The 26,467-nt window shown below is 44.5% G+C and carries 28 protein-coding genes and 1 tRNA gene; 22 read left to right on the plus strand and 7 right to left on the minus strand.

The annotated features are described in order from the left end of the window. The first annotated feature begins 2 nt into the window (after window positions 1-2). On the plus strand, window positions 3-389 hold the full coding sequence (locus E7X56_RS02665) for a 4Fe-4S binding protein (RefSeq protein ID WP_135604604.1): 387 nt from the start codon (window positions 3-5) through the stop codon (window positions 387-389). Between the two features lie 9 nt (window positions 390-398). Beyond that, the gene (locus E7X56_RS02670; protein ID WP_135604606.1) at window positions 399-1,112 is read left to right on the plus strand and encodes a UPF0280 family protein; all 714 of its coding nucleotides are present in this window, start codon (window positions 399-401) and stop codon (window positions 1,110-1,112) included. Window positions 1,113-1,166: 54 nt separating this feature from the next. On the opposite strand, the gene E7X56_RS02675 is transcribed toward E7X56_RS02670, so the two are convergent. After that, complete coding sequence (locus E7X56_RS02675; RefSeq protein WP_135604608.1) at window positions 1,167-1,865, minus strand: AIM24 family protein; 699 nt, start codon at window positions 1,863-1,865, stop codon at window positions 1,167-1,169. Window positions 1,866-2,524: 659 nt separating this feature from the next. Here E7X56_RS02675 and ftsZ point away from each other — a divergent pair. From ftsZ to E7X56_RS02710, 7 genes are all read left to right on the plus strand, one after another. Continuing rightward, entirely contained in the window at window positions 2,525-3,709 is a 1,185-nt protein-coding gene (gene ftsZ, locus E7X56_RS02680) for a cell division protein FtsZ (RefSeq protein WP_135604610.1), read from the plus strand. Window positions 3,710-3,825: 116 nt separating this feature from the next. After that, window positions 3,826-5,292 (plus strand): dihydropteroate synthase-like protein, encoded by a 1,467-nt coding sequence (locus E7X56_RS02685; protein ID WP_135604612.1) that lies wholly within the window; start codon window positions 3,826-3,828, stop codon window positions 5,290-5,292. A gap of 15 nt (window positions 5,293-5,307) precedes the next feature. Further along, a complete protein-coding gene (locus tag E7X56_RS02690) occupies window positions 5,308-5,766 on the plus strand; it encodes a hypothetical protein (RefSeq protein ID WP_091690115.1) in 459 nt (152 codons plus the stop codon). 212 nt (window positions 5,767-5,978) lie between these two features. Beyond that, the gene (locus E7X56_RS02695; protein ID WP_048194224.1) at window positions 5,979-6,173 is read left to right on the plus strand and encodes a TRAM domain-containing protein; all 195 of its coding nucleotides are present in this window, start codon (window positions 5,979-5,981) and stop codon (window positions 6,171-6,173) included. Between the two features lie 264 nt (window positions 6,174-6,437). Further along, a complete protein-coding gene (locus E7X56_RS02700) occupies window positions 6,438-7,628 on the plus strand; it encodes a geranylgeranyl reductase family protein (RefSeq protein WP_135604614.1) in 1,191 nt (396 codons plus the stop codon). Beyond that, window positions 7,625-7,999: a gamma-glutamylcyclotransferase gene (locus E7X56_RS02705; RefSeq protein WP_135604616.1), complete on the plus strand. Its 375-nt coding sequence runs from the start codon at window positions 7,625-7,627 to the stop codon at window positions 7,997-7,999. The genes E7X56_RS02700 and E7X56_RS02705 overlap by 4 nt, the downstream gene beginning before the upstream one ends. Beyond that, on the plus strand, window positions 7,996-8,616 hold the full coding sequence (locus E7X56_RS02710; RefSeq protein WP_135604618.1) for a TatD family nuclease-associated radical SAM protein: 621 nt from the start codon (window positions 7,996-7,998) through the stop codon (window positions 8,614-8,616). Before E7X56_RS02705 ends, E7X56_RS02710 begins: the two co-directional genes overlap by 4 nt. An 89-nt stretch (window positions 8,617-8,705) precedes the next feature. On the opposite strand, the gene engB is transcribed toward E7X56_RS02710, so the two are convergent. The 3 genes from engB to E7X56_RS02725 form a co-directional block, all read right to left on the minus strand. Beyond that, the gene (engB, locus tag E7X56_RS02715; RefSeq protein WP_135604620.1) at window positions 8,706-9,329 is read right to left on the minus strand and encodes a GTP-binding protein EngB; all 624 of its coding nucleotides are present in this window, start codon (window positions 9,327-9,329) and stop codon (window positions 8,706-8,708) included. A gap of 68 nt (window positions 9,330-9,397) precedes the next feature. Beyond that, on the minus strand, window positions 9,398-10,501 hold the full coding sequence (locus tag E7X56_RS02720; RefSeq protein WP_135604622.1) for a hypothetical protein: 1,104 nt from the start codon (window positions 10,499-10,501) through the stop codon (window positions 9,398-9,400). Window positions 10,502-10,661: 160 nt separating this feature from the next. After that, window positions 10,662-12,254: a BatD family protein gene (locus E7X56_RS02725; RefSeq protein ID WP_135604624.1), complete on the minus strand. Its 1,593-nt coding sequence runs from the start codon at window positions 12,252-12,254 to the stop codon at window positions 10,662-10,664. A gap of 272 nt (window positions 12,255-12,526) precedes the next feature. On the opposite strand from E7X56_RS02725, the gene E7X56_RS02730 reads away from it, so the two are divergent. From E7X56_RS02730 to fdhD, 13 genes are all read left to right on the plus strand, one after another. Next, a complete protein-coding gene (locus E7X56_RS02730) occupies window positions 12,527-12,847 on the plus strand; it encodes a transcriptional regulator (RefSeq protein WP_135604626.1) in 321 nt (106 codons plus the stop codon). A 271-nt stretch (window positions 12,848-13,118) separates the two neighbouring features. Then, window positions 13,119-13,189 (plus strand) — tRNA-Cys (locus E7X56_RS02735). Window positions 13,190-13,292: 103 nt separating this feature from the next. Next, the gene (locus tag E7X56_RS02740; RefSeq protein ID WP_135604628.1) at window positions 13,293-14,084 is read left to right on the plus strand and encodes a sulfide-dependent adenosine diphosphate thiazole synthase; all 792 of its coding nucleotides are present in this window, start codon (window positions 13,293-13,295) and stop codon (window positions 14,082-14,084) included. A 205-nt stretch (window positions 14,085-14,289) separates the two neighbouring features. Continuing rightward, on the plus strand, window positions 14,290-15,459 hold the full coding sequence (locus tag E7X56_RS02745; protein ID WP_135604630.1) for a cysteine desulfurase family protein: 1,170 nt from the start codon (window positions 14,290-14,292) through the stop codon (window positions 15,457-15,459). Between the two features lie 31 nt (window positions 15,460-15,490). Then, window positions 15,491-16,126 (plus strand): iron-sulfur cluster assembly scaffold protein, encoded by a 636-nt coding sequence (locus E7X56_RS02750; protein WP_135604632.1) that lies wholly within the window; start codon window positions 15,491-15,493, stop codon window positions 16,124-16,126. A 46-nt stretch (window positions 16,127-16,172) separates the two neighbouring features. Continuing rightward, window positions 16,173-16,460, plus strand: a complete 288-nt coding sequence (locus E7X56_RS02755) for a hypothetical protein (RefSeq protein ID WP_135604634.1) — start codon at window positions 16,173-16,175, stop codon at window positions 16,458-16,460. 266 nt (window positions 16,461-16,726) lie between these two features. Then, the gene (locus tag E7X56_RS02760) at window positions 16,727-17,320 is read left to right on the plus strand and encodes an FmdE family protein (RefSeq protein ID WP_135604636.1); all 594 of its coding nucleotides are present in this window, start codon (window positions 16,727-16,729) and stop codon (window positions 17,318-17,320) included. A gap of 16 nt (window positions 17,321-17,336) precedes the next feature. Continuing rightward, on the plus strand, window positions 17,337-18,359 hold the full coding sequence (locus E7X56_RS02765; RefSeq protein WP_135604639.1) for a 4Fe-4S binding protein: 1,023 nt from the start codon (window positions 17,337-17,339) through the stop codon (window positions 18,357-18,359). Beyond that, window positions 18,359-20,113 (plus strand): formylmethanofuran dehydrogenase subunit A, encoded by a 1,755-nt coding sequence (locus tag E7X56_RS02770; protein ID WP_135604641.1) that lies wholly within the window; start codon window positions 18,359-18,361, stop codon window positions 20,111-20,113. Before E7X56_RS02765 ends, E7X56_RS02770 begins: the two co-directional genes overlap by 1 nt. Window positions 20,114-20,117: 4 nt before the next feature. After that, window positions 20,118-20,927, plus strand: coding sequence for a formylmethanofuran dehydrogenase subunit C (locus E7X56_RS02775; protein ID WP_135604643.1), 810 nt, complete (start codon window positions 20,118-20,120; stop codon window positions 20,925-20,927). Between the two features lie 9 nt (window positions 20,928-20,936). Then, a complete protein-coding gene (locus tag E7X56_RS02780) occupies window positions 20,937-21,326 on the plus strand; it encodes a molybdopterin dinucleotide binding domain-containing protein (RefSeq protein WP_091690130.1) in 390 nt (129 codons plus the stop codon). Window position 21,327: 1 nt separating this feature from the next. Further along, a complete protein-coding gene (locus E7X56_RS02785; RefSeq protein ID WP_135604646.1) occupies window positions 21,328-22,635 on the plus strand; it encodes a formylmethanofuran dehydrogenase subunit B in 1,308 nt (435 codons plus the stop codon). Window positions 22,636-22,637: 2 nt separating this feature from the next. Then, window positions 22,638-23,486 (plus strand): formate dehydrogenase accessory sulfurtransferase FdhD, encoded by an 849-nt coding sequence (gene fdhD, locus E7X56_RS02790; RefSeq protein ID WP_135604648.1) that lies wholly within the window; start codon window positions 22,638-22,640, stop codon window positions 23,484-23,486. 32 nt (window positions 23,487-23,518) lie between these two features. Here fdhD and E7X56_RS12265 read toward each other — a convergent pair whose 3' ends face one another. From E7X56_RS12265 to E7X56_RS02805, 3 genes are read right to left on the minus strand one after another with little or no spacing between them, the layout of a single operon-like run. Continuing rightward, window positions 23,519-24,259 (minus strand): endonuclease NucS, encoded by a 741-nt coding sequence (locus E7X56_RS12265; protein ID WP_135604650.1) that lies wholly within the window; start codon window positions 24,257-24,259, stop codon window positions 23,519-23,521. Between the two features lie 39 nt (window positions 24,260-24,298). Beyond that, window positions 24,299-25,087 (minus strand): Rossmann-like domain-containing protein, encoded by a 789-nt coding sequence (locus E7X56_RS02800; RefSeq protein WP_135604652.1) that lies wholly within the window; start codon window positions 25,085-25,087, stop codon window positions 24,299-24,301. 25 nt (window positions 25,088-25,112) lie between these two features. Continuing rightward, window positions 25,113-25,904: a nicotinate-nucleotide pyrophosphorylase gene (locus E7X56_RS02805; RefSeq protein WP_135604654.1), complete on the minus strand. Its 792-nt coding sequence runs from the start codon at window positions 25,902-25,904 to the stop codon at window positions 25,113-25,115. Between the last annotated feature and the right edge of the window lie 563 nt (window positions 25,905-26,467).

Genomic DNA, 26,467 nt, shown 5'->3' on the forward strand with positions numbered 1-26,467 from the left:
ATATGATGATAAAAATAAATATGGCTGCAGATATCGTTACAACACCTATCCTTGCGGAATCTATTATCGAAACAGGTTCATTACTGAACATCTCCCAGGCACACTTCGATCCGATCCACGGCGAAGTTGTGGCCGAAATACCTTCCGATCAGCTTGCGAAGATCCGTGATGCCCTTGTTAACAGGGGTGCTGAGGTCGTGGTACTTAACACTCCGATACACCGGGATGAGGACGAGTGTGTGGAATGTGGTGCCTGCATTTCTGTCTGTCCTGTGAAGGTATTCTCATTCGCAGATGACTGGAGTGTCGAGGTTGATTCTGATAAATGTATCCAGTGTGGTACCTGTCTTAAAATGTGCCCGCATAACGCCCTGGCCCTTGGCCAGTGATCTGGGATCATGAAAGAGCATTTTCAGCTCAAGGAGACAATTGTCACCATCGTCGGTGACGAGCAATCTCATGTTGATGCAGCAAAGGGTGCGATCGCTCTGCATAGGGCAGAACTGGAAGGGCATATCCTTCAGGATCCTTATTTTAAGATAACACTGGAGCCCTATGAATGCAGTGCAGATGCACCGGAGGTCGTCAGGAGGCTTGTAAAGGCAGGTAATGCCATGGGGATAGGTCCCATGAGTGCAGTTGCCGGTACAATATCAGCACTTGCCGTTGAAGCGATGGTGGATGCAGGTGCCTCCTTTGCGATTGTTGATAATGGCGGTGACATTGCGATCATTAATGACCGGCAGGTTATTATTGGCATATATGCAGGAACTTCTTCCATTAAGGATATTGGACTTGTAATTGAACCTTCTTCTGAAATTCGTGGGATCTGCACTTCTTCGGGCACTGTAGGTCCATCCATAAGTTTTGGTCAGGCAGATGCTGCTGTCATATTTTCAGATGATGTTTCACTGGCGGACTCTGCAGCTACCGCTCTTTCAAATTCTACGGGTATTGGCAGGGGTGCTGTTGAGGAAGCTTTCGATGTTGTAAAGGACATTCCCGGTATTGATGGTGCTCTGGTAGTTCAGGGAGCATATGTGGGAATGTGGGGCAATGTACCAAAAATAAGTCGTGCTGATGTGCGATATGAGTGCATTACCAAGGGGTAAATCAAATTTGGAAGGCGCATTGTTGCACCTTCACTTATTTCCTGCTCTTTATTTTTAAGAAGGTGGTGCTGCCTGGAAAGGTATTTCCTCATATGGCTGTATTACAACAAATCCTTCCCCTTTGAAAGCCATCTGCACACTTTCTCCGCTTGTACGTCCGACAAGTGTCTTAAGGGATATGTCGGTCTTAAGGTCCGGTTTCAGGTTGCCTGACCATGCAACTGTTGCATTTGGATCAGTGAAGACCGGCCTGTTCTTTGTCACCTTAAGTGTCAGCGGGTCATAGTGTGTGGTGATCGCTACCATTCCGGTCCCTTCAAGTTTGACGTTGAAAAGTCCTCCTGCGAGCATTCCGGTGACCTTTTTCATAATCTTGATGTCCCAGTTAATCCCATCTTCAAAGGCAAGAAGGTCATTACCATTGACAAAAATAGAGTCGTTATCAAGTTTGAGTATGGAAATCTTTTTGCCTTCATCTGCAAGGTAAACTTTCCCCTGGCCTTCTGCTTTTGTAAGGCTGACACCTTCCCCGGTGACTGCTTTTTTAAGCATTTTTCCAATTCCATGTTCGAGTACTCCCTCTCTTGTGAACTTCACGTCACCAAGATACGCTACCATTGAACCACGCTTTGTCCATACCCGTCCATTAAGGTTAAGCTCAAGCATCCTGTCTCTTTCAAGCTCAAATAAACCCTCTCCGAGGTCTTTTTGCCCGGTAATTTCAATGAATTCATCGACTGAATATCTTCCCATGTTATCATTCCTTATTATCTGAGATCTTCTTTTATCCAGGTTTGCTTTTCCTATCTATTCAAGATTTCTGTTTGGTAGCAAGTACTTTTCTGGAACGTTACAAATGATTATTGATCAGGTTATATAATAAAGTTCAGTATAATATATTATTTTACAATATTTGCAATTGGTATGTTCTTTCCTTTAAATATCAAAAGTTCGACAATATTAGAATTATAAATCGTATTAAATATCAAATCGATTGCAGTAATGTCCAAGCGCTTTGCGACAATTGTCGATAACCTTATATATTAATATCTATAAATAGTATTTTCAGACGACAGTCATATTGGAATAGGTCTGGCAGATGTTTAGGTGTTGTCATTCAGGTCTGTTCCATATGTCAGATTTATTTCTGACAGCAAGAGAGGGTGATGTGGAGAATGTTATCGGGGTTCCCGGTAGTAGTAACTCAGTCAGTGGCTACTATAGACTACTTCATTTTTGCCGGAATATAACCGTTCGCTTACAACACGGGCGGCCGCAGGGATGCTTGCGGACAAGAGAGAGTAAAGCCTCCTGACGTAATCGTAAGGAGCATAACATTGATCTAACTACAGTCGGCGTGTTTAACACACGCAAATTGCAGCAGAATGCAATATCCAAGAGAGGGGATGAACGTGCAGTCTATAGTACAAGAAGCATTAAGAAACACAGAAAAAGAGAAAGAGTACAGACAGTCAGTATCAGCAGACGACCAGTTCGAAGGATTTGGAATGCCTCGGATCACAATAGTTGGTTGTGGCGGTGCTGGAAACAACACCATCAACCGTTTGTATAACATCGGTATTGAAGGTGCAGAAACTATTGCTATTAATACTGATAAACAGCATCTGGATCATATCCGTGCTGACAAGAAGATCCTTGTCGGTAAGACCCTTACCAGAGGTCTTGGTGCTGGTGGTTATCCTGAAGTTGGCGCAAAAGCTGCAGAGCTTGCACGCGGTACCCTTGAAGAGATCTTCAAGGAAAGTGACCTTGTTTTCGTAACAGCTGGTATGGGTGGAGGAACCGGTACTGGTGTAGCACCTGTTGTTGCAGAGATCGCAAAGGAACAGGGCGCTATCGTAGTAGGTATGGTCTCCAGTCCGTTCAGGGTGGAGCGAGCACGTACTGTAAAGGCAGAGGAAGGTCTTGAGGAATTCCGCAGGGCAGCTGACACTGTTATCGTTCTTGACAACAACAGGCTTCTTGATTATGTTCCAAACCTGCCTATCGAGCAGGCATTCTCCGTTATGGACCAGCTGATCGCTGAGACCGTAAAAGGAATCACAGAGACTATCACACAGCCATCTCTCATCAACCTTGACTACGCAGATATCCGTGCTATCATGAGCTGCGGTGGCGTTGCTGTCATGCTTGTCGGAGACAGCAAGAACCAGGACAAGAGCAACGATGTTGTTCGTACAGCACTCAATCACCCACTCCTTGATGTTGACTACAGAGGTGCAACAGGCAGCCTTGTACACATCACAGGTGGTCCTGATCTTAGCCTGAAGGAAGCAGAAGAGATCGCAGCATCCCTTACCTATGAGCTTTCACCAAATGCAAATGTCATCTGGGGAGCACGTATCAGGGACGATTTCGAAGGTAAAGTGCGTGTTATGGCCATCATGACCGGTGTGCAGTCTCCACAGGTTCTTGGTCCTCAGTCCCACACGGGTGCTGTTGAGAACACAAACACAAATACAAACACATCGAGGTCCTCCTCTTTTTCTCGGGTCGAACGGGGACGTCGTACAGTAGTTGAACCAATAGGTGCACAGGCATCATACGGCGGCTCCATTATTGACATAATCCAGTAAGTTCTTTTTTCATGGATCGGTGTGAAATATCACCGGTCCTGTTCCACCATCTTTTTTTATCGATCTGCTTTTCTTCCAATAGATATTCTTTTTTACAATGCAGCTAATCTTAGGTCATGGAAATTCTGGTCGCAACCGGTAAGCTTGCAGGGAAAACTGTACGTTACTCTGTAGTTGATAACGCCGATGTTCTTGTTCTGGATATTGAAGTAGCCGCATTTCTTACTCCCCACAGGCTACTCTCTGCACTAAAAAAGCAGCAGAAGAAGTATGATGTGATCTTTGTACCGGGTCTTTGCTCCGGGGATTTTTCAATTGTTGCAAAGGAATTGGGATGCAAGGTCTTCCTGGGTCCCAAACATGCTTACGACCTTAGTAGCGTGCTCCGCTTCGTTGACGAGATTGAGTTCTCACTGGAGGTTCCTGCATGCGAACTTCTCTCCGATGTATGGAGGGATATTGCACTGGAAACCCTTGATGGGATCGAGGAAAATGCTGAACCACTTATGAACCTTAAAAATGTGAAGGTTGGTGGTGATTCCCGAATGAAAGTGATGGCAGAAGTTGTGAATGCAACTGGCCTTGATGAGGAAACACTTTCCAACAGGATCACTTCGTTCATCAAAAAAGGTGCTGACATTATAGATCTTGGTGCATCACTCACTGCATCTTCAGAGGATGTAAAGAGGGCCGTACGTGTGGCTCGTAAAGTATCCACTGTTCCTATAAGCATTGATACACTGGGGCCGGAGCTGATCAAGGCTGCACTGGATGAGGGTGTCGATCTCGTGCTGAGCCTGAATTCCAGTAACATTGATGCAGTGGCAGGAGAAGTTGCTCGCGCTGGTGTTGCAGCAGTTGTGATCTCGGATGCAGGGGAAGGCTTTGAGAGCCTTGTAAACAATATCGAAGCCGCCAGGTTAGCAGGCATTAGCAATATAATTGCCGATCCTGTGCTTGATCCAATAGGGCATGGGATATCAAGATCTATTGTACGGTATTCCAGATTCCATGAAGAGTATCCTGATGTTCCTGTGTTTTTTGGGGCAGGAAATGTAACTGAGCTTATTGATGCTGATTCTGCAGGTGTGAATGCAACCCTTTGTGGTATTGCTGCAGATGTGGGTTCATCTATCCTGTTCACACCTGAGTTCAGTGAGAAAACGCGTGGTTCTATAAGTGAACTGAACACAGCAGCAAAGATGATGGCCCTTGCAAAGGAAAGGGAAAGCTCTCCAAAGGACCTGGGCATTGATCTTCTATGCCTTAAAGAAAAACGAAGGCGTCCGGATGTTGAAGTTCCGGAAAAATATGTCATGGCGCAGAAGTTTGCCGGATGGGAACTTGATTCATTAGGGCCTTTCAGGATAGGTATAGCTGCAGATGATGGTAGTGGCGTTATCGTCGCGCAACATGAGAAAGCAACGATAGTAGGACAGAATGCAAGGGATATAATGGACACTATTATGAGGATGAAGCTCATATCAAAGGTGGACCATGCATCTTATCTCGGATGTGAACTTGAAAAAGCTGAAATAGCCCTTCGCCTTGGAAGAAGCTATTCACAGGATGATGATCTTTGATCTTTGGGTGTTATGATGAAACTGGAAATTAACGATAAAGAAGCAATTGTTGAGATACTGGCAGCAAGGTACTTTGCAGACCAGGGATGGAAATGGATCAGTCTCAGGCGTGATGTGGATCGGATCTACAAGAGCTTTGAAGAGCTCGAAGACCAGTATAATGCATATCCTTATATGAGCAAGGATTGGTATGTGGAGAACTCTGCATCAAAGAACATTCATCTATGTGCCAAATGGGATGAGCTCAAAACGTTTGTGGATTTCCTTAGGGCTTATTCAGAGGACTTTGATTTCCTTGTTAGCAACAATGACAGGAAGATGTTCTGTATTGCTACTTCTGATGGTCAGATCACGGACACTCAGAAGCGTGCCATTACAGAGGCGAGGAATCTGAGGTGTAATGTCTTTGTTTTCAAGGCAAATGTCCCGGATGAGATGGATTTTGAACTTTTACAGGTAGGCGGTGGCTATTAAAGCTGATGCCTTCCTTTATTGCTTTTTTAGACCAGAACCCTTATATTCCATCCATGCAACTTAATTAATGCTTTAAAGTATAACTTTTTGCTTCGAACGTAAGGTATTAGGTGGTATTTACTCAAGTATGTGCTTCTTTTTCCATTATGTTTTTCAGCTTAGTTAGTCCTTTCAAGCATCACAAAAAGGATGTGAAATATTTGTTCAACAACATGGAATCAACTGCTCCAGTAGAAGCTGGCGAAACATACGACGTAACAATTGAAGATATTGCAAAGGAAGGAGACGGCATCGCAAGAGTAAGCGGTTTTGTCATCTTTGTACCTGCCACCTCCGTTGGCGATGAAGTGACCATCAAGGTCACCAAAGTAATGCGCAAGTTCGCTTTCGGTGAAGTAGCTGAGTAATTTTTCAGCTTCTTTTTTGCTGTGAAGGATAGAGTCATTTATTCTTTACACAACGTTTTTTTTGTTCATTCTTGCTTATTTATAATTTGTTTGTCATTTTCAGCGATTTGGCTCTACCGACTGTCTGATCTAACTGTCTGTCTATCTACTTACCTTCCTACTTACCTAGTCGTTTGTTCCGTCCCTCAATTCCTCACTCACATCTTCGGTGTAGGAACCGCTGAAACAGATTTATAATATATCACTCTTATAGAACACATTCCCATGACGCCTGAAAACTCATATGATCTGATCATTGTTGGTGCAGGGCCTGCCGGTTCTACAGCTGCAACCTATGCAGCACAGGCAGGTGCATCCGTACTTCTCATTGATAAAAAGAAGGATATTGGTATACCACTCCAATGTGGTGGTTTCCTTCCTCATCTTGATACTCTGCAGGAGCTTGTTCCAAATGCTGAGCTTCCCTTTACTCTTGAGTCAATACCTTCGGAATGTATCTATGCTTCAAGCAGCGTACAGCGCTTTATTGCTCCGAATGGTAATTCCAAGGAATTTGAAGTAGATGCTGATGCTATCGACAGGCGCAGGTTTGACAAGTACCTTGCAAAAGAGGCAGGCAAATACGGTGCACAGCTCATGGCAGGTACCAATGTCCTTGAGGTAAATGGTACTACTGTTAAGGTCGATGGTGTTTTCGGTGAACATACGATCCACGGGAAAGTTCTCATAGGCGCTGATGGTCCAAATTCGATCGTTGGAAAAGCAAAGGGACTTGTGCGTGATCCCGATCCAATGGGTACAGGTACAGCATTTGAGTATGAGATAAGCGGTGTGAATGTTGACCGGGATGCTGTAGAGATGTACTTTGGAAAAGATTATGTTCCCGGTGGTTATGCATGGGTGATCTCCCAGGGAGGCGATACTGCCAATATTGGAGTAGGTATCAGGGAAGTCCTGTTCAGGAACGGCATGTCTGCAAGGGATTATCTTGAAAGGTTCATGTATGAGCACCCGATAGCCAGCAAGAAGCTGACAGGAGGTTCTATCCTTTCCGTTGTTTCCGGGCTTGTGCCTGTTGGCGGTGCTCCTAAAGTGACCGCTACAAAGGATACGCTTGTTGCCGGTGATGCGGCTGGCCATATCATAGCTACCAATGGAGGAGGTATATCCACTGCAATGGTTGGCGGAAAGATAGCTGGTCAGACTGTCGTTGATTTCCTTGAAGGAAAATGCAAACTAACAGATTATGACGAGCGCTGGAGAAAAGAGATGGGACTTGAGATCAAGACCGCTGTCTATGTGAGAAAACTGATGGATAACCTCATGCGCTCTGATTCAATGATGTCTGCAGCGATCAAGATGATCGATCCTGAGCATATGAAGGCATTACAGTGTGGCCAGCTACCGGATGCGGTCAGGAAAGGTCTCATCAAGATGAACTTTGGGATAAAATGAGCCTTTTATTTGTTTACGGTACTTTGAAAAGTGGATATTGTAACCACCATTTACTTGGGAATTCTGTTCTTGTATCTGAGAATTGTACAAAGGAAAGATTTCGGATGCTGGACATGAAGGATTTTCCCGGCGTGGTGATGAGTGAACCTACCTCAAGGATATCAGGTGAACTTTTTAATGTGGATCGTGAAACATTAAATGCCATCGATGATCTTGAAGGAAAGTGGTTCTTCAGGGAAGATGTATTGTTAGATAATGGTTCTAAAGCAGGGATGTATTTCCTTTCACCGAATGTTCCTCATGAGAAATTTCCAGTTATAGAGTCTGGTTGCTGGGAAAACAATGATGTAAAGACAAGAGGTTGTAAATGAAAGAAAACGAATTTGATGGAAATCTCGAGAATGTTGGTACACTTTGCTATGAAGGGCATGATAACCTGTACCTTAACATAACCAACAGATGTAGTGCAAGTTGTGTTTTCTGCATACGCGATGTCTCAGATGGAGTTTACGGTTACGATCTCCGTCTTAAAAAAGAACCCTCTGTAGAGGATATATTGAATAAACTGGAGTCGATCGATCTGGGTAAATACCGGGAAGTGGTATTTACAGGGTTCGGTGAGGCAACACTCCGTTTTGATGTTCTGTTGGAGGTCACTCGCTGGCTCAAGGAAAGGGATGTGAAGGTAAGACTTGATACCAATGGCCATGCCCAGTTACTTTATCCTGAAAGGAATGTTGTGGCTGAGTTGAAAGAAGCAGGTCTTGATGAGGTTTCTGTGAGCCTTAATGCAGAATCCGAGAGCAAATATAATGAGTTATGCAGACCTGCTTTTGAGGGTTCCTATAATGCTATGCTGGATTTTACAAGAGATGCCATTGCAGCGGGAATTCAGACTCGTATGACCGTTGTGGGTTTCAATGACATTGATGTTAAAAAATGTGAAAAGATAGCACTTGATATCGGTGCTGTTTTCCACGTAAGGTAAGAAAATAAAAGTAAGTAAGTCATAGATTAACTTAAATTGTAGATAAATGAAGACAATCTCATTTATCCCATATTTATTTCATAGTTATCTCAGATATATTTGAAAAGGTCATCTCTCTTAATATCGTGAAGGCGCTTTCGGATTAGCCCCTTAAGTGCTTTGATGTCTCCTTTTTTTGCACTTGTTGGAGCGATTATGTAATTCCATTGGTTCCAGGGTGGGGTCAGGCCAAGTTTTTCAACGATACCATCAAGTCTCTCTTGCTGTTCTACGTCTTTTATTCTATCCATCTTGTTTATGGCGACAATGGTATCAAATCCAAGCTCGTTGAATAGGTCGAACATTTCGATGTCGATAGGTATCTGATTGCGGCTTTCCCAGCGTTCGACCACATCTACGAATGAGACTGCATCAATGATAAGGACTGCTATCTTTATCCTGTCTGCATTATTCTCGATGTAACGTACGATCTGGTCCTTCACGATGTCCTGCTTTCGATCCTTCACACCGCTCATGAAACCGAATCCGGGAAGGTCCGTAATTAGTAGGTCAGAGCGCAGGCTATGGGCAGGTTTTAGCGTGACACCCGGACGCTTGCCGATTTTTACTTTTTTACCCGTAAGCTCTCGTATGATGGATGATTTTCCAACATTTGATCTTCCCGAGAGTATTATCTCGAATTTAGCTTTTTCAAATCCTTGTTCTTTTTTCATGTCTCATTCCTGTAGCCTAAACTATTGAGATGGCTAAAAAGATTTCGTTCGATATGGAATATGAATACTCACTTGTATTCAAGTGCTTCATTAATTATTCTCATCGTGTTATCGATGATGTCCTTTACAGATCGGATACGTCCAAATGAAGGGTATTCACTGTCCTCTCCATCACTTTCGGTGGTATCTTCAGAAACTTCCGTTTCCAGATCATGTTCCGGTATTTCGATGGATTCTGGTATTTCTACCTCTTCTTCAAATAAGTAGAATCTTTTCGTCTTAAAAGTGTCAGAATATCCTTTTGAGTCTGAGAAGTATATTTCTGCTGAAGGGACTATTGGATTTACTTTAAAGTCTTCGATCCTTACAGAATACTCCAGGGTTTTTACTTTATCGGGGAAGATGACCATCTCAGTTGCTGTCTTTCCTTCCATAACAACTGAATTTGGCAACATTTCATCTTTGATCTCTACATATGCTGCACGATTACCTTCATTCTTCACTTTTACAGTGATATCAAAAAGTTGTGGATTATTTCCATCAACTGTGGCTGTCTTTGTAGCATTGATGTATGGTCCGTATACAACTAGTTCTGTTGAGTTGGTGTATTGGTAGTACTTTATCCCATGGTCTACAATTTCGATCTCAGTGGGTGGGATGGTGTAGTTTCCAGGCCGTAGTGCTTTGACAGAATATTGGATCGTGTTTTTTGAATATGGACTTATATTGATCGTTTGGTCCACATTGATATCAGGGTCCATTAGAATATTTTCAGGTAACGTTTCGTTTATCAGGACGCCCTGGAATTCCAGATTCCGAAGATTGTTGATCTGGATTGCAATGAAGACCCTTTCATCAATGTAGGTATTTTTGTACTTTGCCTTGGTCACAGAGATGGTATTGTTGATCCAGCTATCGACCTTTTCCTCTGTAATGTTAAGCGTAGAAACCCCTATCTTTGTATAGGGTGCTGGAATATCATTTCCCGTAACGACCTCAAAAGCAGTTATGTTCAGTCTTTCACCAAAGATCTGAGTGTTGGGTATCTGGCTGTTGTTGACCGAGAGCAGTGCACTCCATTCTTCCGATTCATCGGAGTTGATGGTAAGCATGACGTAATCTGTTTCAATATCGAAAGGTCTTGCCTTTGAGAAATCATTCGCCTTGATCAAAAAGCCATCTACCTCGATACTATCGCCCCAGTAAAGGGTATAGTTGACCTATTCGTTCCAGTCCGTGTCATCATCGGACGAGGCGATGGCTGTATTTGCACATAGGAGTGTGGCAAATAAAATGATCAGGCAGACTTGTATTCTCACATGCATGATCTATTTATTTTCTCCTTCTTATTGCCAGATAAACACCAGCAAGCGCAGCAATTGCGAAAATCGATTCAAAGCCAGGTTCCACGACCTCTTCATTTGATTCAGTTCCTGGTTGTGAACTGCCATCGTTCGATGGGTTGCTTGTACCTGATGAAGTTGAGCTTTCTTCAGGCTCAGGGATCTCGACCGTTATTTCAGGCATGTTAGAGATCTTTTCACCTTTGTAGCTTTCCATATCGACGAATGTTGCAGTTGCAGGTGAGATCTTGAAAGTTCCTTCCTCATCCATCTTGAGAATGTATGAATAGCTTCCGGATTCGCCTTTTCCCAATACTTTATCATAAGTAGTTTCACCACTTACAAAACTTGTACCTTCCGGGAAATCCGTAGAGGATACTCTTGTGCTCGCATCCCTGTTCCCCTCGTTCTTAGCGGTTACAGTGACTTTAACCTCGGTTCCAGGTTCCACTTTTGTTTTATCGAGTTTCTGGGTTAGGGTGATGTAGGGTCCATTGATCTCGATTTTCGGATCTTCTGATTCATATGTGTAGGTTTTATCATTGGATGCTGAGAACGTTGCAACTGCTTCAGGTGATGTATAACTTCCAGGTTTGATGGGCTTTAGTGCATAGGAGAAGACTTCAATGGTTTCTCCAGGGTTGAATGACACCGTTTTCTCAAGTGTGATACTGTCTTTCAGCTCCATACTGGAAAGTACAGTATCTTTTATTGTAACTGAATTTATACTGTAGATCCCATAATTACGGACAGCGACCTTTACGTATGCCGTCTCGTCCATGTAGAGTTCTTCAGCAATTGATTTTGTAAGTATTAGTTCAGCTTTTGGCTGTACCGTTATGGTCTTCTTCTCACTGTCTTCGTGGATGTCACCATTGATATCTTTGGCTCGTACAGTCACTTCAATTTCGAGATCTGTCTCTTCCCACAGGTGGGGTACTTCAAGGTTGACCTCTATAAGCTCAGATGTCTCATCTTTAACTAATCTGGTTATGCTGGTCTTGAGATCTCCATTGGCCAGTTCCATTCCTGCAGGATCGATGATAACCTCAACATCTTCTGCTTCTGCATATCCTTTATTTTTAACCGTTATTGTAGTGACCACTTCTTTTGGATTGCTCGGGGATCTTGGATCATACTCGTTCTTTTCCGTCTTGATGTCAATGTCAAAATCAGGAACACCTCTTCTGTATACTTCTATCTTCACAGTAGGGTCTTCCATGTTACCGGTCCACTGATCGATATTGGTCTTGAGTTCCTTGACAACGAGTTTTATATCCTGCCCATTCTCTTCATCCCTGTATTCCCAGCTGTCAGCGAAACCGAGGGAGGCAATGTCTTTGATCTCCCCGTCCTTTGATAGGGATATAGATACAAATCCATCAATTGCAAAATCCTCTGCCTTGATCACATATGTATCATAGGAATCATCTTTTGCTTCTCCGTTTTCGAAACTATGCCCCCAGTGGAGTGTAGCTGTTTCTGTAGACTTCCATTCGATATCGTCAAGCGTATATGCAGATGCTGTGACAGAGAACACACAAAGCATCATCAGTAGTATGACCAAAGCTTTCCTGAACATGGGACCCCTCTTTTAGTGATTAAGATTATGATCTATAAATTTTATTTATCAATTGACAATATATAATATCATATTTTATTTAACTCTTATACCTATAATGTAGCCACATAAGAGTAAACACTTCCAGATCGATCAATCTTTACAAACATCTTCTATTTATATTATTCACTCTATAGAATTTCACAATAGTGAATACCTATATATGTTACAAAGCCATATGCTATGAAAGCTATATAGTGTGTAATGTGCTATAGCATAGCGTAAGTGATATTATGAATCTGGAAACTCCCTGTCAGGCAGTTGTATGGGATATCCTCCCTGCGATCCGTGCAGCTCTTGCGATGGAACTTGTGAAGAACGGGATCGCACAGAAGGAAGTTGCAAAAATGTTTGGTATGGCCCCTTCTGCCGTATCTCAGTACCTGACAAAAAAACGAGGCTATCGTATAGAGTTCGATGATGATGTAAAAGAGTCGATAGCACGTCTTGCTCTTGAGATACAGGAAGGCAAGGTGGATAATGTCTCTGCGAAGATCTGTGAAATATGCAGGCATTTAAGAAGGGGTGAGGGCGCTTGCCCTGCGGAAGAATGACCTGTGCTATATATTTTGAAAAGATCGAATAGTAATTTGTTGCATTTCTTCCTTCAATCCTTATTTATGTCTTTTTGATATTTCCACTTCATCAATCGATGTAGTGAAACTGATGTAATTTCAACTTCTTTATCACTTTTTACCGGTCTTTTGACAAAAGCAGGTTTCATTCTTTGTTGATATTCTTCTCAATTTGCTTGCAACATAAGCTATATATAGAATCGACATATATTCACGATTGTGACTTCACAATAGTGAATCCACATCTGCTGGCTGGATGGCAGAGTGGTTATGCGTCCGACTGCAGATCGGAGTATGTGAGTTCGATTCTCACTCCGGCCTTTGAAATAAGATGTAAGGCTAAATATCTGGCTCATTTTTGCGGACCAGATTGCACTTACATCTTCTGGCAATTTACCGATCATCTCTATAAATGGGTGAAGAAATGAATCAATTCGCAAAAGCAACTGAAAAAGATATTACGCGTTCGATAGTTGAAGAATTCCTTGGGGATTTCCTGTCCCACATCGAAAGTGATGTTATCATTGTTGGCGGAGGACCAAGTGGTCTTGTGGCAGCAAGAGACCTTGCATCCAATGGTATAAAGACCGTTGTGCTTGAGAGCAATAATTACTTTGGTGGCGGTTTCTGGTTAGGTGGTTACCTTATGAACAAGGTTACAGTAAGAGCGCCTGCACAGAAGATCTTTGACCAGCTTGGTGTTCCTTACAAGGAAGTACCTAACATAAAGGAAGGTCTCTATGTCGCAGATGCACCATCTGCCTGTTCTAAGTTGATATCAGCCGCCTGTGATGCAGGTGCTTTCATGCTAAACATGAACAAGTTCGATGATGTGGTTCTCAGGGACGGACGTGTTTGCGGTGCTGTTACCAACTGGACACCGGTCTCAGCGTTACCACGTGCCATCACCTGTGTAGATCCTGTGGCCATCGAAGCAAAATGCCTTATTGATGCAACAGGACATGACGCAGTTGTAGCCAACTCCCTGGCGGGCCGTGGTCTGGTAGATCTTAAAGGTTTCTCAGGAATGGATGTTGAGAATTCCGAAGATGCTGTGGTCAATAACACTTCAAAGCTTTTCCCTGGACTCGTAGTTACGGGAATGGCTGCAGCTACATGCTTTGGTCTTTCCAGAATGGGTCCAACCTTTGGTGGTATGTTGCAGTCCGGTGTAAAAGCTGCAAAGATCGCTGAAGAGATCGTAAGATCCCAATAATCTTTTTGGATGAGCAGTTGATGCTGCTTCATCCTTTTACCTCTTACTTTTATATTAAATGGTTAACGCTTTATACAGTTGCCAATATAATCTCTGTATATCATTTACTCTCTGCTAAGGCTGTTTGTTGTAGTTGTCTATTGTATCTCATGGCAGAGTAAGTTCAACATTAGTATATTTATTTGATCAAAGGAGTGTTTGCCAGATGTTCGACAAAACCGTATATCTTGATAATGCTGCCAGTACTCGATTGGATGAGAGGGTACTTGAGGCAATGAACCCGTATTTTTTTGATACTTATGCAGTTGCTACTTCCGAATTCGGTTATTCAATGGGCATTGATGCCAAGGAAGGACTTGAAAGGTCCCGGAAGGTAATTGCATCAGCTCTTGGTGCAAATGCCAATGAGGTGGTGTTCACTTCGGGAAGCACTGAATCGAGCAATATGGCAATAAAGGGAGTCCTTTCTGCATTGAAGGGTAAGAAAGATGATCACATAATCGTATCCCGCATGGAAGACTTTTCCGTACTGAATACTGCAAAGATGCTTGAGAAGCATGGCTACAAGGTAGATTTCATAAGCGTTGATAGTGAAGGGGTCGTCGATCTTGAAATGCTTAAGGCTGCTATTACTCCGCAGACTGCACTGGTCTCTATCCAGCATGCAAATCAGGAGATCGGTACATTACAGGACATTAAGGCCATAGCAGATATCTGTAAAGAAAAGGAGGTCCTGCTGCATACTGATGCAACTCACAGTTTCACAAGGGTCCCTCTTGACGTAGACCAGATCCCTGTTGATCTTGTAACGGTCTCAGCACATACCATACATGGTCCTCGTGGAGTTGGAGCCCTGTACATAAGAGAGGGGACTCCTATCAACAAGTGGATGGACGGAGGCTTCCAGGAGTTTGACCTGCGTGCGGGTATTGAGAACATCCCAGGTGCTGTAGGCTTTGCAACTGCTGTTGAACTGGTAACTCCTGAGGAGAATGAGCAGCTTAAAGCAATGAGGGATCGCATTATCGAAAGAGTACAGGCCGAGATACCCAGCGTTACGCTTAATGGCAGTGCTACAAGCAGGCTGCCACAGAACGCCAACATAACATTCCATTATGTTGAAGGTGAATCTATCACGCTGCATCTGGATATGATGGGATTTGCCGTGAGCACAGGTTCAGCATGTTTTAGTCGCTCACTTGAGGCAAGCCATGTTATACTTGGTATAGGTGGCGACCATGAGCGGGCCCACGGGTCATTGCGTTTCAGTTTTGGAAGGTTTAACACCATGGAAGATGCAGATTCTATTATTGATGCGTTGAAGGAAGTTATTGTTAATCTAAGGGCTATCAGCCCGCTGTCAGCAGATGAGTAAATCAATATCGAGGAATACAAGAGGTGGTCCTATGAATTTCCCTTATAGTAAAGAGGTACTTGAGCATTTCAAAAACCCGCATAACGTGGGTAAGATGGAAGATCCGGATGGGAAGGGTCTCGAAGGCAGTGCAGCATGTGGGGACATGGTTGCTGTTTACTTGAAAGTGAATCCGGATTCCCTTGTTATTGAAGATATCTCCTTCGAATCCTATGGATGTGCATCCAACATTGCTACAGCTTCTATTATTACTGACCTTGCAAAAGGAAAGACCCTTGATGAAGCCAAGAAGATCACATGGAAGCAAGCTTCCGAAGCACTTGGCGGACTTCCTGCGGTCAAAGCACACTGTTCTGTACTGGCAGTAGAAGGTCTTCGCTCCGCTATACGTGACTATGAGGAAAAGCATGGAATGGTTGTGGAGAAAGAGCCAACCGATGAGGAAGTTGTCAGAAGGCGCCTGAAACATGTGATGAACCCGATAAAGGGTCTGGACATCATCAGGACCGAACTTGTGATGAAGATCGTGGTCAATGAAGGCAATGTAAGGGTAGTGCTTGACCTTCCGTCCCATCACCAGTTCGCAGCCGCAATAAAAGAGGACATCATTGAGAAGCTGGAAGCTCTCTGGGATGTTGAAAGCGTCACGGTGGATTTCATCTCCTGATGCTTTTCTTTTGATCTTTTTATTCTAAAACGGGTTTTTGGTAAATATGGAAATAAGGTCTATTACTCCCTGTAAAAGCGGTCCGGATATTCAGCATGTGATCGCACAACTTGATAATGAGATAGATATATCAAAGGCATGCGGAGCTCTAAAAACAGAGGAAGGGGAATCTATCAAATTCTTACGTTGTTCTGAGGAGCTTGGAGCTATCCGTTTCACTTCCGGTGCTATGATGGTCCTCGTTTATAAAAGTGGCAAGATCACTGTAAGGCATGCTCCCAGCGAGGAAGCTGCGAAGGGGCTACTGGGCAGGATAGCTGAGCTTGTGGAATGAGTAATTAGTATGTAGCCTTACAAATTGAACTGATTTTTGAGCAAGGGATCTATTTTGGGAACTTTGTTCCCATCTAATATATTTGCAATATATTCCACTCAATATCCCTGATCATTTATCAGTCCCTGCCACGTTTTTGCCGGCAATGATAAACTATATATATTTTTCACCGTTATGTTCCTTAGCATTACAGGCGGTTGTATTGAATACCGTTTTAAGGATCCGGCCGATCCGATGCAGTACTTTCACATTCAAGAGGTCTTCATATGGATGACAATATGGATAATATTCTCAAACAGATAAAAGAACAAGATCCAGAGCTATTTTTACAGGTGGAGAAAATCATACCTTTCCACGGCTATTTGAGCACAGGGGCACTTATGGGTCTGCAGATGCTCAATATGGCAAAGAGACTCCTTGATGTTAAGGAAGGTGAGCGCATTTACGCTATAGCAGAGACATACAACTGTGTTCCTGACCCGTTCCAGATACTCGAGGGTGCTACCACCGGGAATAAGGGGATGAAGGTAAAGGATTATGGAAAGATGGCTGTTACGGTCAACAAGCGTGGTGCACCGGGTGATACAAAGTTGCCTGCTGTAAGGATATACCTTGATCCTGAAAAGACAAAGGCATACCCGAAACTTCATGCATGGTACATGAACACTGAGAAAGTGCCTCATGAGGTTGTTGTCCCGATAGCTCTTGAAGCCGGAGAGAATATTTATTCTTATACTTTTACAGAGATCGAAGTACCGATCAAAAAAAGCAAGCAAGTAAAGCTTTGTGACAAATGTGGAGAGAGCTTTGTCTGGTACGAAGGGGAAGCACTTTGTGAAGCATGCAGACATGAGCATTAATTACGGAGTAGATTAGATGAACGAAATAGTGGTTTCGACAAAAGATAACAAGCAAGTGGTATATCTGCCACACAAGTGCATTGGTTGTGGAACCTGTACAATGGTCTGTCCTAAGGACACCCTGATCATAGGTTCCGTGGGACCTGTTGCCAGGGGACTTATCAACAAGGACTTCCTGGACATTACAGACACCTGCATTACATGTGGAATGTGTACCAAGATATGCCCAACAGGCGCTCTTGAGATGAGAGAAGATGGAAAGCCTGTGTGTGGCGATAACTTCCTGTGCAGCACTATCGCACCAACAACTGTGAACGACGACTGTGTACACTGTGGTCTTTGTGAACAGATCTGTCCACAGGGTGCTATAGAGGTCCAGCAGTGGCTCGCAAACGATGGCAGCGCACGTGTGGATGGTAAGACTATCATCGACAACGACACCTGTGTACACTGTGGATGGTGTGCTGAAGTATGTCCAAAAGATGCTATCGCTGTCCAGAAGCCTTTTGCAGGTACCTGGGTACGTGATGAGGATGTCTGTCAGGCATGCCGCACATGTGTGGATGTATGTCCATGCAATGCACTGTTCAACCCTGAATGGGATATTGGTGAGAGAGTTGACAAGGTCGCACAGCGTCCGGATGCATGTCTGTATTGCGGTGCCTGTGCAGTCGCATGTCCTGTAGATGCTATCGATGTGCAGAAGACCGCGATTCTTACAGCTATGGAAAAGAAGACCGTCTTCGAGAAGAAGCTTCTCAACAAGCCATCAGCAACACCTGTTCTGACATCTGTACTTAAGACCGACGAAGATGCCTGCCTTGGTTGTGGTAACTGTGTCATCGTGTGCCCTGTCAATGCAAACTCCTCAAAGTTCATCGCAGCTGGTGCGCTCAACGATGTTGACGAGAAGCCTTTGCTTGAGGTAAGGAATGGTACTGTCAAGGTCATCGATCAGGAAGCATGTGGCTCATGTGGTGCCTGTGCAATGATCTGCCCGACATCCGCAATATGGCTTGAGAAGAATGAGGTGGAATAATGGCTGGAACTATTGTAATTAAAAATGGATCTGTTTATGATCCGCTCAACGAAGTGAACGGTGAAAAGCAGGACATTTTCATTAAAGACGGTAAGGTCGTATCTGAACTTTCAGATGCTGATATGAAAGATGCTAAGGTCATTGATGCAACAGGCAAGACCGTAATGCCTGGTGGTGTTGACTCTCACTCACACATTGCAGGCGCAAAGGTCAATGTCGGTAGGATGATGCGTCCTGAGGATGGTTACAAGGCAACCATGGGCAAGACCGCAATGACCCACTCCGGTTCAGGCGAGACCGTACCATCTGTCTACATGGAAGGATATGAATACTCACAGATGGGATACACAACCGTCTTCGAGGCAGCCGTTCCTCCTATGGAAGCACGCCACACACACGAAGAGATGCGCTCTATCCCAATGCTTGACATGGGTGGATATCTTGTTCTTGGTAACAACTGGTTCATGATGCGCTACCTGAAGGAAGGCGATATCGACAGGGCAGCAGCATACGTTTCCTGGATGATGAAGACCCACAAGACATATGGTATAAAATGTGTCAATCCGGCCGGTGTGGAGAACTGGGGATGGGGTAAGAACGTTTCTTCCCTTGACGAGGCAAACATCCACTTCGAGATCACTCCAAGAGAGATGATCGAAGGACTTACTGAGGTCAATGAGATGCTCGGTATGCCAATGTCCATGCACCTTCACGCAAACAACCTTGGTCACCCTGGAAACTTTGAGACTACAAAGGAATCCATGAAGATCTCCAGCAGTGTAAAAGCAAAGCAGGACATGGATGTCGAGTGGGCAGAGACAAAGATCGACGCAAGTAGGGATCAGTCAGTCTACCTTACACACATGATGTTCAATGCATTTGGCGGTACATCCTGGCGTGACTTCGAGTCCGGTGTCAAACCTCTTACCGATTATATCAACAGCACCGACCACGTTGTAATTGACAGTGGTTGTGTTCCATTCGGTGAAGCAACATGTATGACCGGTGATGGTCCTTCCATCCACGATCTCTCTGTGCTCACCGGTGGCAAATGGTCAAACACTGATGTTGAACTCGAATGTGGTGCCGGTGTCTGTCCATTCACATACCTGAAGAGCAACCCGGTCCACAGTACCCAGTGGGCAATGGGACTTGAATGCCTGCTCTTGGTCGATGATCCATGGAAGACTATCATGACAACCGACAGTCCAAACGGTGGTCCATTCACCAAATATCCACTCGTTATGACCTGGTTGATGTCCGAGAAGTTCAGGGACCAGACCTTCAGTGAATGCCACAAGTGGGCAAACGACAGAAGCACACTCGGTGGAGTCGACAGGGAAATGTCCCTTTACGATATTGCTATCATGACCCGTGCCAACACAGCAAAGACTATCGGTATGGCACACAGAAAGGGTAGTTTCGGTGTCGGCGCAGATGGTGATGTCACTATCTACGACATTGATCCAAGCAAGATCGACACAAGGGAATACTCCGATCTGATCAACAAGTTCAGCACTGCTGAATACACCATCAAGGACGGACAGGTCGTCTGCCAGAACGGTGAGATCACAATGATCCCTGAAAGGAGAACCTACTACACCGATGTGAGTGTTCCGGACGCAAACGAGAAGGAAATGCTCAAGGATGTGCAGGAATGGTTCAGGTATTATTCACACGGTTTCAACCACTATCCAACACCTGAGAAGTACCTCGTGAACCCAACAGCGATCAAGGTAAACACGGAGCAGTGATATCATGGCAGAAGTTATTCTTACAGTAAATACTGAGATCGGTATCAAAGTAGAGGCAGATGTTATCACTCCTGATACTTTCGCCGGTAAAAACAAAAGTGAGATCGAGTCTCTGCTGGTATGGCAGGGGCCAAAAGAGTTCCCACTCTCTTCCTTCTTTGATGTAGAGGGTGATGCAGGAAGTTCCGCAGAGGACACTTCCATTGTTATCAAAGGTGACACTTCCAGAGTGAAGCGCATCGGTGAAAAGATGACAGCAGGCAAGATCACCGTTGAGGGATCTGTAAGCATGCACGTAGGTTCCCAGATGGAAGGCGGCGAACTCCTTGTCAAAGGTGACGCTGACTCATGGGCAGGGATGGAGATGAATGGCGGACTCCTCCACATCGAAGGCAATGTTAAAGACCACGTAGGTTGCGCATACCGTGGAAAGTGGATAGGAATGTCTGGTGGACGCATCGTCGTCGATGGCAATGCGAACAACAACCTTGGTGGTGGTATCAGCGGCGGAGAGATCGTCGTTGGTGGAAATGTCGGTCACTACTGTGGTATTCGCCAGAACGGCGGTCTGATCGCTGTAAAAGGAAATGCGATCCGCGCAGTTGCTGCTGAGATGACAGCCGGTACAATGGTTGTTAACGGAACCATCGAAAGGTTCTCACCTGGATTCGAATATATGGCAAACGAAAGCGACCTTAAGTTCGATGATATAGAATGCCCTGGCGACTTCATGAAGTTCCTCGGTGACAATGCTATAACAAAGAGGCCAAAAGGCACACTCTATGTCAATCAGGCAGCAAACATGGATCTGTGAGGTGTGATGATGAAAGTATTACTTAACACAGGAAGTACCATTGACGAGGGCAGGCTTGCAAAAGGCGGTGACAAATATACAGAGGATTACAGACAGGAATGTGCTGTATGCTGGATCTCACCTTGTGATTTTGCATCCCTTGGAAGCCCGGAAAAAGTAAAAGTAACAAGTAAGGACGAAAAACATTCCATCATAGTTTTCACAAAGTGCACAGATGCTGTTATGGATGGAAATGTATTCATGCCAAGGGCGATCTGGTCCAACGTGGTCATTGACCCTGACACATTCTCAACAGGTTCCCCTCTCTACAAGGGTAACCCTGTAACTGTCGAGGCAGGAGAGGGCGAGGTGCTAAGCGCAGAGGATGTTGTCCTTAAACTGTACATGGGAGGTAACTGATATGGTTTTTAAGAACATTATGTGTCCGGTGTGCGGAGCTTCATGTGACGATATTCAGGTAGAGCTCGGGGACAACGAGATCACTGTCAAGAACGCATGTAAGATGGGTAATGGAAAGTTCCAGGAGATCGTAAGCTCACACCGTCTCAAAGACCCGCAGGTCAGAAAAGATGGAAAGCTTCAGAAAGCTGCATGGGACGAAGCACTTACAAAGGCAGCAGAAATGCTTGTAAACGCTGAGAGACCTCTTTTCTTCCTCGGAAGTGAGACCTCATGTGAAGCACAGGAAGTCGGTCTTCACATAGCAGAGTACCTTGGTGGTGTAGCAGATTCCAACGCTACCATTTGCCACGGTCCTACTGTAATGGGTATCCAGGAAAGCGGATGTCCGGCAGCAACAGCAGGTCAGACCAAGAACAGGGCTGATGTTAACATCTATTGGGGAACCAACCCTCTGGCATCCATGCCAAGACACATGTCAAAATATGCTGTCTTCCCAAGAGGCTACTGGTCCAAGAGAGGCAGGTTCGATCGTAAGATCATCACAGTCGACCCAAGAATAACTGACACTACAGTAGCATCAGACCTTCACGTCCAGCTCAATCCAAACACTGATTATGAGCTGTTCAGCGCACTGCTGACACTTCTAAACGGCAAGAGGCCACACCCATCTGTCGAGCAGATCACAGGTGTGTCAATTTCTATGATGGAAGATATGGTCGAGACGATGGTCAATGCAAACTTCGGTAGTATTTCCGTTGGTCTTGGTCTTGGTTCATCTATCGGTAAGCATAGAAATGTGGAGCTTGGACTAAACCTTGTCAAAGAGCTCAACAATAACCACGGAACAAAGTTCGTACTCGGTGCACTGAGAGGCCACTGTAACGTAGCAGGTTTCAACCAGATCGCATCATACCTGTACGGATATCCATTCGGTATCGATTTCTCAAGAGGTTATCCAAGATACAACCCTGGAGAGACCACAACCGTGGATCTTCTGAGGGAGAAGGACGTAGACGCTGCATTCGTTATGTGTGCTGACCTTGTCAACCACATCCCTGCAGATGCTGCATCATACCTGGCAGAGATCCCAATGACCTGCCTGGATATTGCACCATGTCCAACAGTCACTGCTTCAGATGTTGTTCTTCCTGGTGTTATTGACGCAATGGAGAATGATGGTACATTCTACAGGCTCGACAACGTGCCAATGTACTTCAAGCCATTCACAACCTCTCCATTCGAGTTCACCCAGAGCAACGAAGACACACTCAAGCAGCTCTTCGCAAAGATAAAGGAAATTGCATAATCATGCCGTTGGATTGGCACGTCGAGAGGAAGACCGGTCAGAACAACTTCTGGCGTGATGAGGAGAGGGATAATTCCGCTCCTTATCTTCCTTACAGATGTGTCGAACTTACGGAAGATGGCAATAACGAAATAGACGTGGATGTCATCGTTGAGAAAGAATTCCATCTTTCTCTCAATGATGTCCCACTTGCTTCTTTTTTTGCTACCCCGAGGGAGTTCAAGGAACTTGCTGTGGGTTTTTTGTTATGTGAAGGTTTTATTGATCATGCCATTGATATCATCTCAGTGGAAGTCGAAGACGATAAACTGATATGTCATGCGGATATCTGTCCGGATCGCATAAAAAAGACCAGGCGCGATATCGACTCGGATTCAAGGTTCGATTTTTGTAGTTGTGCCATTGGTTCCAGACCATGCAGGAAAAATATCGGAACAGAAACTGATCTGAAATTTGACAGGAAGGTCTTCTTCAAGGCAGTTGAGCACCTCAAAAAGGACGCAAAGACATGGAGACGTACCGGAGGTACTCATTCGGTCATCGTCTGTGACAGCGAAGGCGACATCTTAGCATTCTGTGAAGATGTGAGTAGGGCTTCAGCAGTTGATAAAGCAGTTGGCAAAGCAGCCCTTGCAGGTGTTGATATGTCAAACTGTGCAATAGTCGCTACCGGAAGGCTTTCAGTCACAATGGTCTCAAAGGCTATCAATGCAGGAGTTTCCGTACTTGCCAGCAAAGCAGGTCCTATCAATGAAGGTATTGATCTTGCAAGGGCGGTAGGGTTGACACTGGTAGGTTTTGTCCGTCCTCCTCACATGTATGTCTATAACGGCATCGAGAGGATTGTTTGAAGGGCTTTTGTACCCGATCATACCAGTAAATATCATTCCATCTTCTTAAGACAAAGACAATAGACCGCAATCCCCGCACCACGGCATGCTGTCATTCTGCTATTATCAATCCCTGCACAAACAATCCCCAGCCGTATATCTTCGGGATCGATCCCGTACTTTTCAGCATAAGGCAGCTTGAACCTCTGCACCTGGCCGATAGCATTGTCTCTTGCGTTGATCTCTATCTCTATCAAAAAGTGCTTTCCTTCACCATCGATGAAGACTGCATCTATTCTTCCGCCATCGACCTCCACTTCGATCTCGTGGAAGGTAAGTCCGGGTTCTATCATCTCAGGAAGGCTTGTTATCATCCTTGAGATATCATCTTCGGAAATGTGTTTTGAGTCCAGTGCGTCTTCCACACTGGGGGAATTCTGGATAAGGTTCAGGTACTGGATAGCGGTTGTTAACTTATTGTTCTTCACGTTAGGGTAAACTGAAATATCCTTGCCATCGCGTGAATGGATGAGAACCCCTACATTGCTCAGGTTCTTCTTGCGTGATATGGGAAGTGAACCCCTGCCTTTGCTGACAACCCCGATAGCGTTCTTTCTGCTGATCACACGAATGGATTCGATGAGCTCGTCCTGTTCTTCATCCGTAAGATCCTCTATATACAGTATCTCAAAGTTACATTGATGGCTAGCCATGACCTTTTCGAGTGAATCTCTGATCGGTCTTATCGACTCTATAGGTGTGTCTTCCCTTGTGTAGAACTTGAAAATATCCATATTTTGTTATTCCTGTTACTGATGGGTCCGACTCATATTTCATTTTACGAATGACACTTTCTCCCCACATTTCTTAAGCAAATGCTTCGTGCCTCCAGCTTCACTGACGACCTTTAGCATAGTATCGGTATCGTTTATTCGTGTTCCCATTACTGCTGTAAAGCCTTTATCGTAGAACGGCTGTGATAACATAACTGCAGAAGGTCCGAGAAGTATTGCTTCACGTGCGTTTTCCTTCATGGATATCAACTCATCCGTTGTCCCGTTCACCAGTGTACTGGCAGTGATTATAACAATATCGGATCCTGATAGCACTTCGGAAGCATTCTCCTGTGGAACTACAGTTATGCGTTCATCAATGATGTCCTTCTTTTCGATCACTGTCAGCTGGTCTGTGATCTTCAGTATCCGGGGGATCAGGGGGCTAAAATGACCTACCATTCCAATTTTGTCCCCTGGTCTTATAAGATCAAGCACGTCGACATCGGAAAATGCGTGCCTTTCAGGATACAGGTCGCATATCATGGTTGCCAGTGCATTTACCGTTGCTACTCCGAGAACAGCCTTAAGCAGGTTATTTGAAAGCGCCATCTCCATGACCTCTGATGCAGGTTTGCCTGTTATATCTCCTGCATTCGGGAGTGTTGCACAGTGAGCTGAGCTTGACTGCAGCTGTGTCGCAGCAATACCTCCGTAGCCGTTCGTGATCCTTACTCCGCTGTAAACGACGCCAACTCTGGCATCTTCCACATAAATATCATCCAGATCTCCGCCAAGCTCTTGTCTGATCTGATCGAGCAACATTGAAACTACAGAATCATTTTCCATTTTATTCACACCTGCTGTCTTTCCGTTAGAGTCGGTCTATTTTCGTTGTGAGGTCAAAAGGTTTTGCATAATATGGCGCGGTAGTCACAACAATATCAACAGCTGCTGCATATTTTGGTATGTCTTTAAATTCGATGCCGCCAACTGCGATCTCAAGTTTAGGATTGAGCTTGCGAAGCTCAGGTGCAACTTCCGTCAATTCCTCCGGAGTGTAGTGATCAAGAAGAAGTACGTCTGCAATAGGTGCATACTGGAAAACCTCTTCTTTTGTCCGTGGTTCTATCTCGATCTTTCTCATGGAACTAAGCTTCCCGAAAGAACCTACCACATTGAAGTGATTTTGCGTAATAAGGACCGAATCGCTCAGGGAATTTCGGTGATGATCCCCATCTCCTGCCCTGACGGCCTTAAGTTCATATTTGCGAAAACCCGGGTGTGTCTTCCTGCTGGTGGCAATTTTTATATCAGGATTAACAGCCTTTGCAGCATCTGCAATGTCTTTTGTTTTTGTGGCGATAGCACATGTCATGGAAAGGAATGTCTGTGATATCCTCCATAACTTGAAAAGCAATTTGAGATCTCCTTCTGCCTCAAAAAGGACTGCATTTTCTTTGAATCTTTCACCGTTTTCCAGAAAGAAAGTAACTTCCAGTCCTTTCTTTTCATAGAACTCTGCAAGGTCATCTGCACAGGCTGCAATACCTGTATCTCTTGACATTATCTTAAGAGTTCCTTCTCCTTCGATCTGAAGGAGCTCAGTGGTCTCATCCCCATAAGGGCAATCTTCCAATAAATAGTGTTCAAATGGTTCTATCATCCTGTCACCTTTTATAATGTATCAATACCGCCGATGCTTTATGGTATTGACTTCTGTGATTTGAATTGCAAATATCGATAGGTCTATAAATAGGTTGTCAACTTCTTCGGAAATTAACGCCGTTACATGATTACTTTCGAAAGTGGGCGTTGCAGTTTCGTTGTATGCACAGCTCCTTTCATTGTCTTTTCTATGTATTAGAAAGAGTCTTGTAGGGTCAGGTATGAAAGCACAGCGATTCTGACAGCAAGCACGCCAAATATCTCTACGTTTCCTCATACCTGATCTCTACTTTTAAGCACCGGCCCGGTCTTCAAAGCTCAAGACCGACTTTCCGATGGAAAATTTGATGATTTTTCCATGGATTGTATGATTTCGGTGCCTGCACATATGTGATGGCCCTATCTCCCTGTTCAAGAGTATCCTTCTTCCTCTGCCGGAGTAGATGAACTTATGCAGGGAATGCAGGTGAGATACAGGGGGACCGATCATATCAGTGTGATTTTCGGGCCGAATGTGCATTTATTGTTTATTTGATCTCATGCACTGGGCTGAGCGTTATG

Source organism: Methanococcoides sp. NM1, from assembly GCF_900774285.1.
In the GTDB taxonomy this organism is placed as follows: Archaea; Halobacteriota; Methanosarcinia; order Methanosarcinales; family Methanosarcinaceae; genus Methanococcoides; species Methanococcoides vulcani.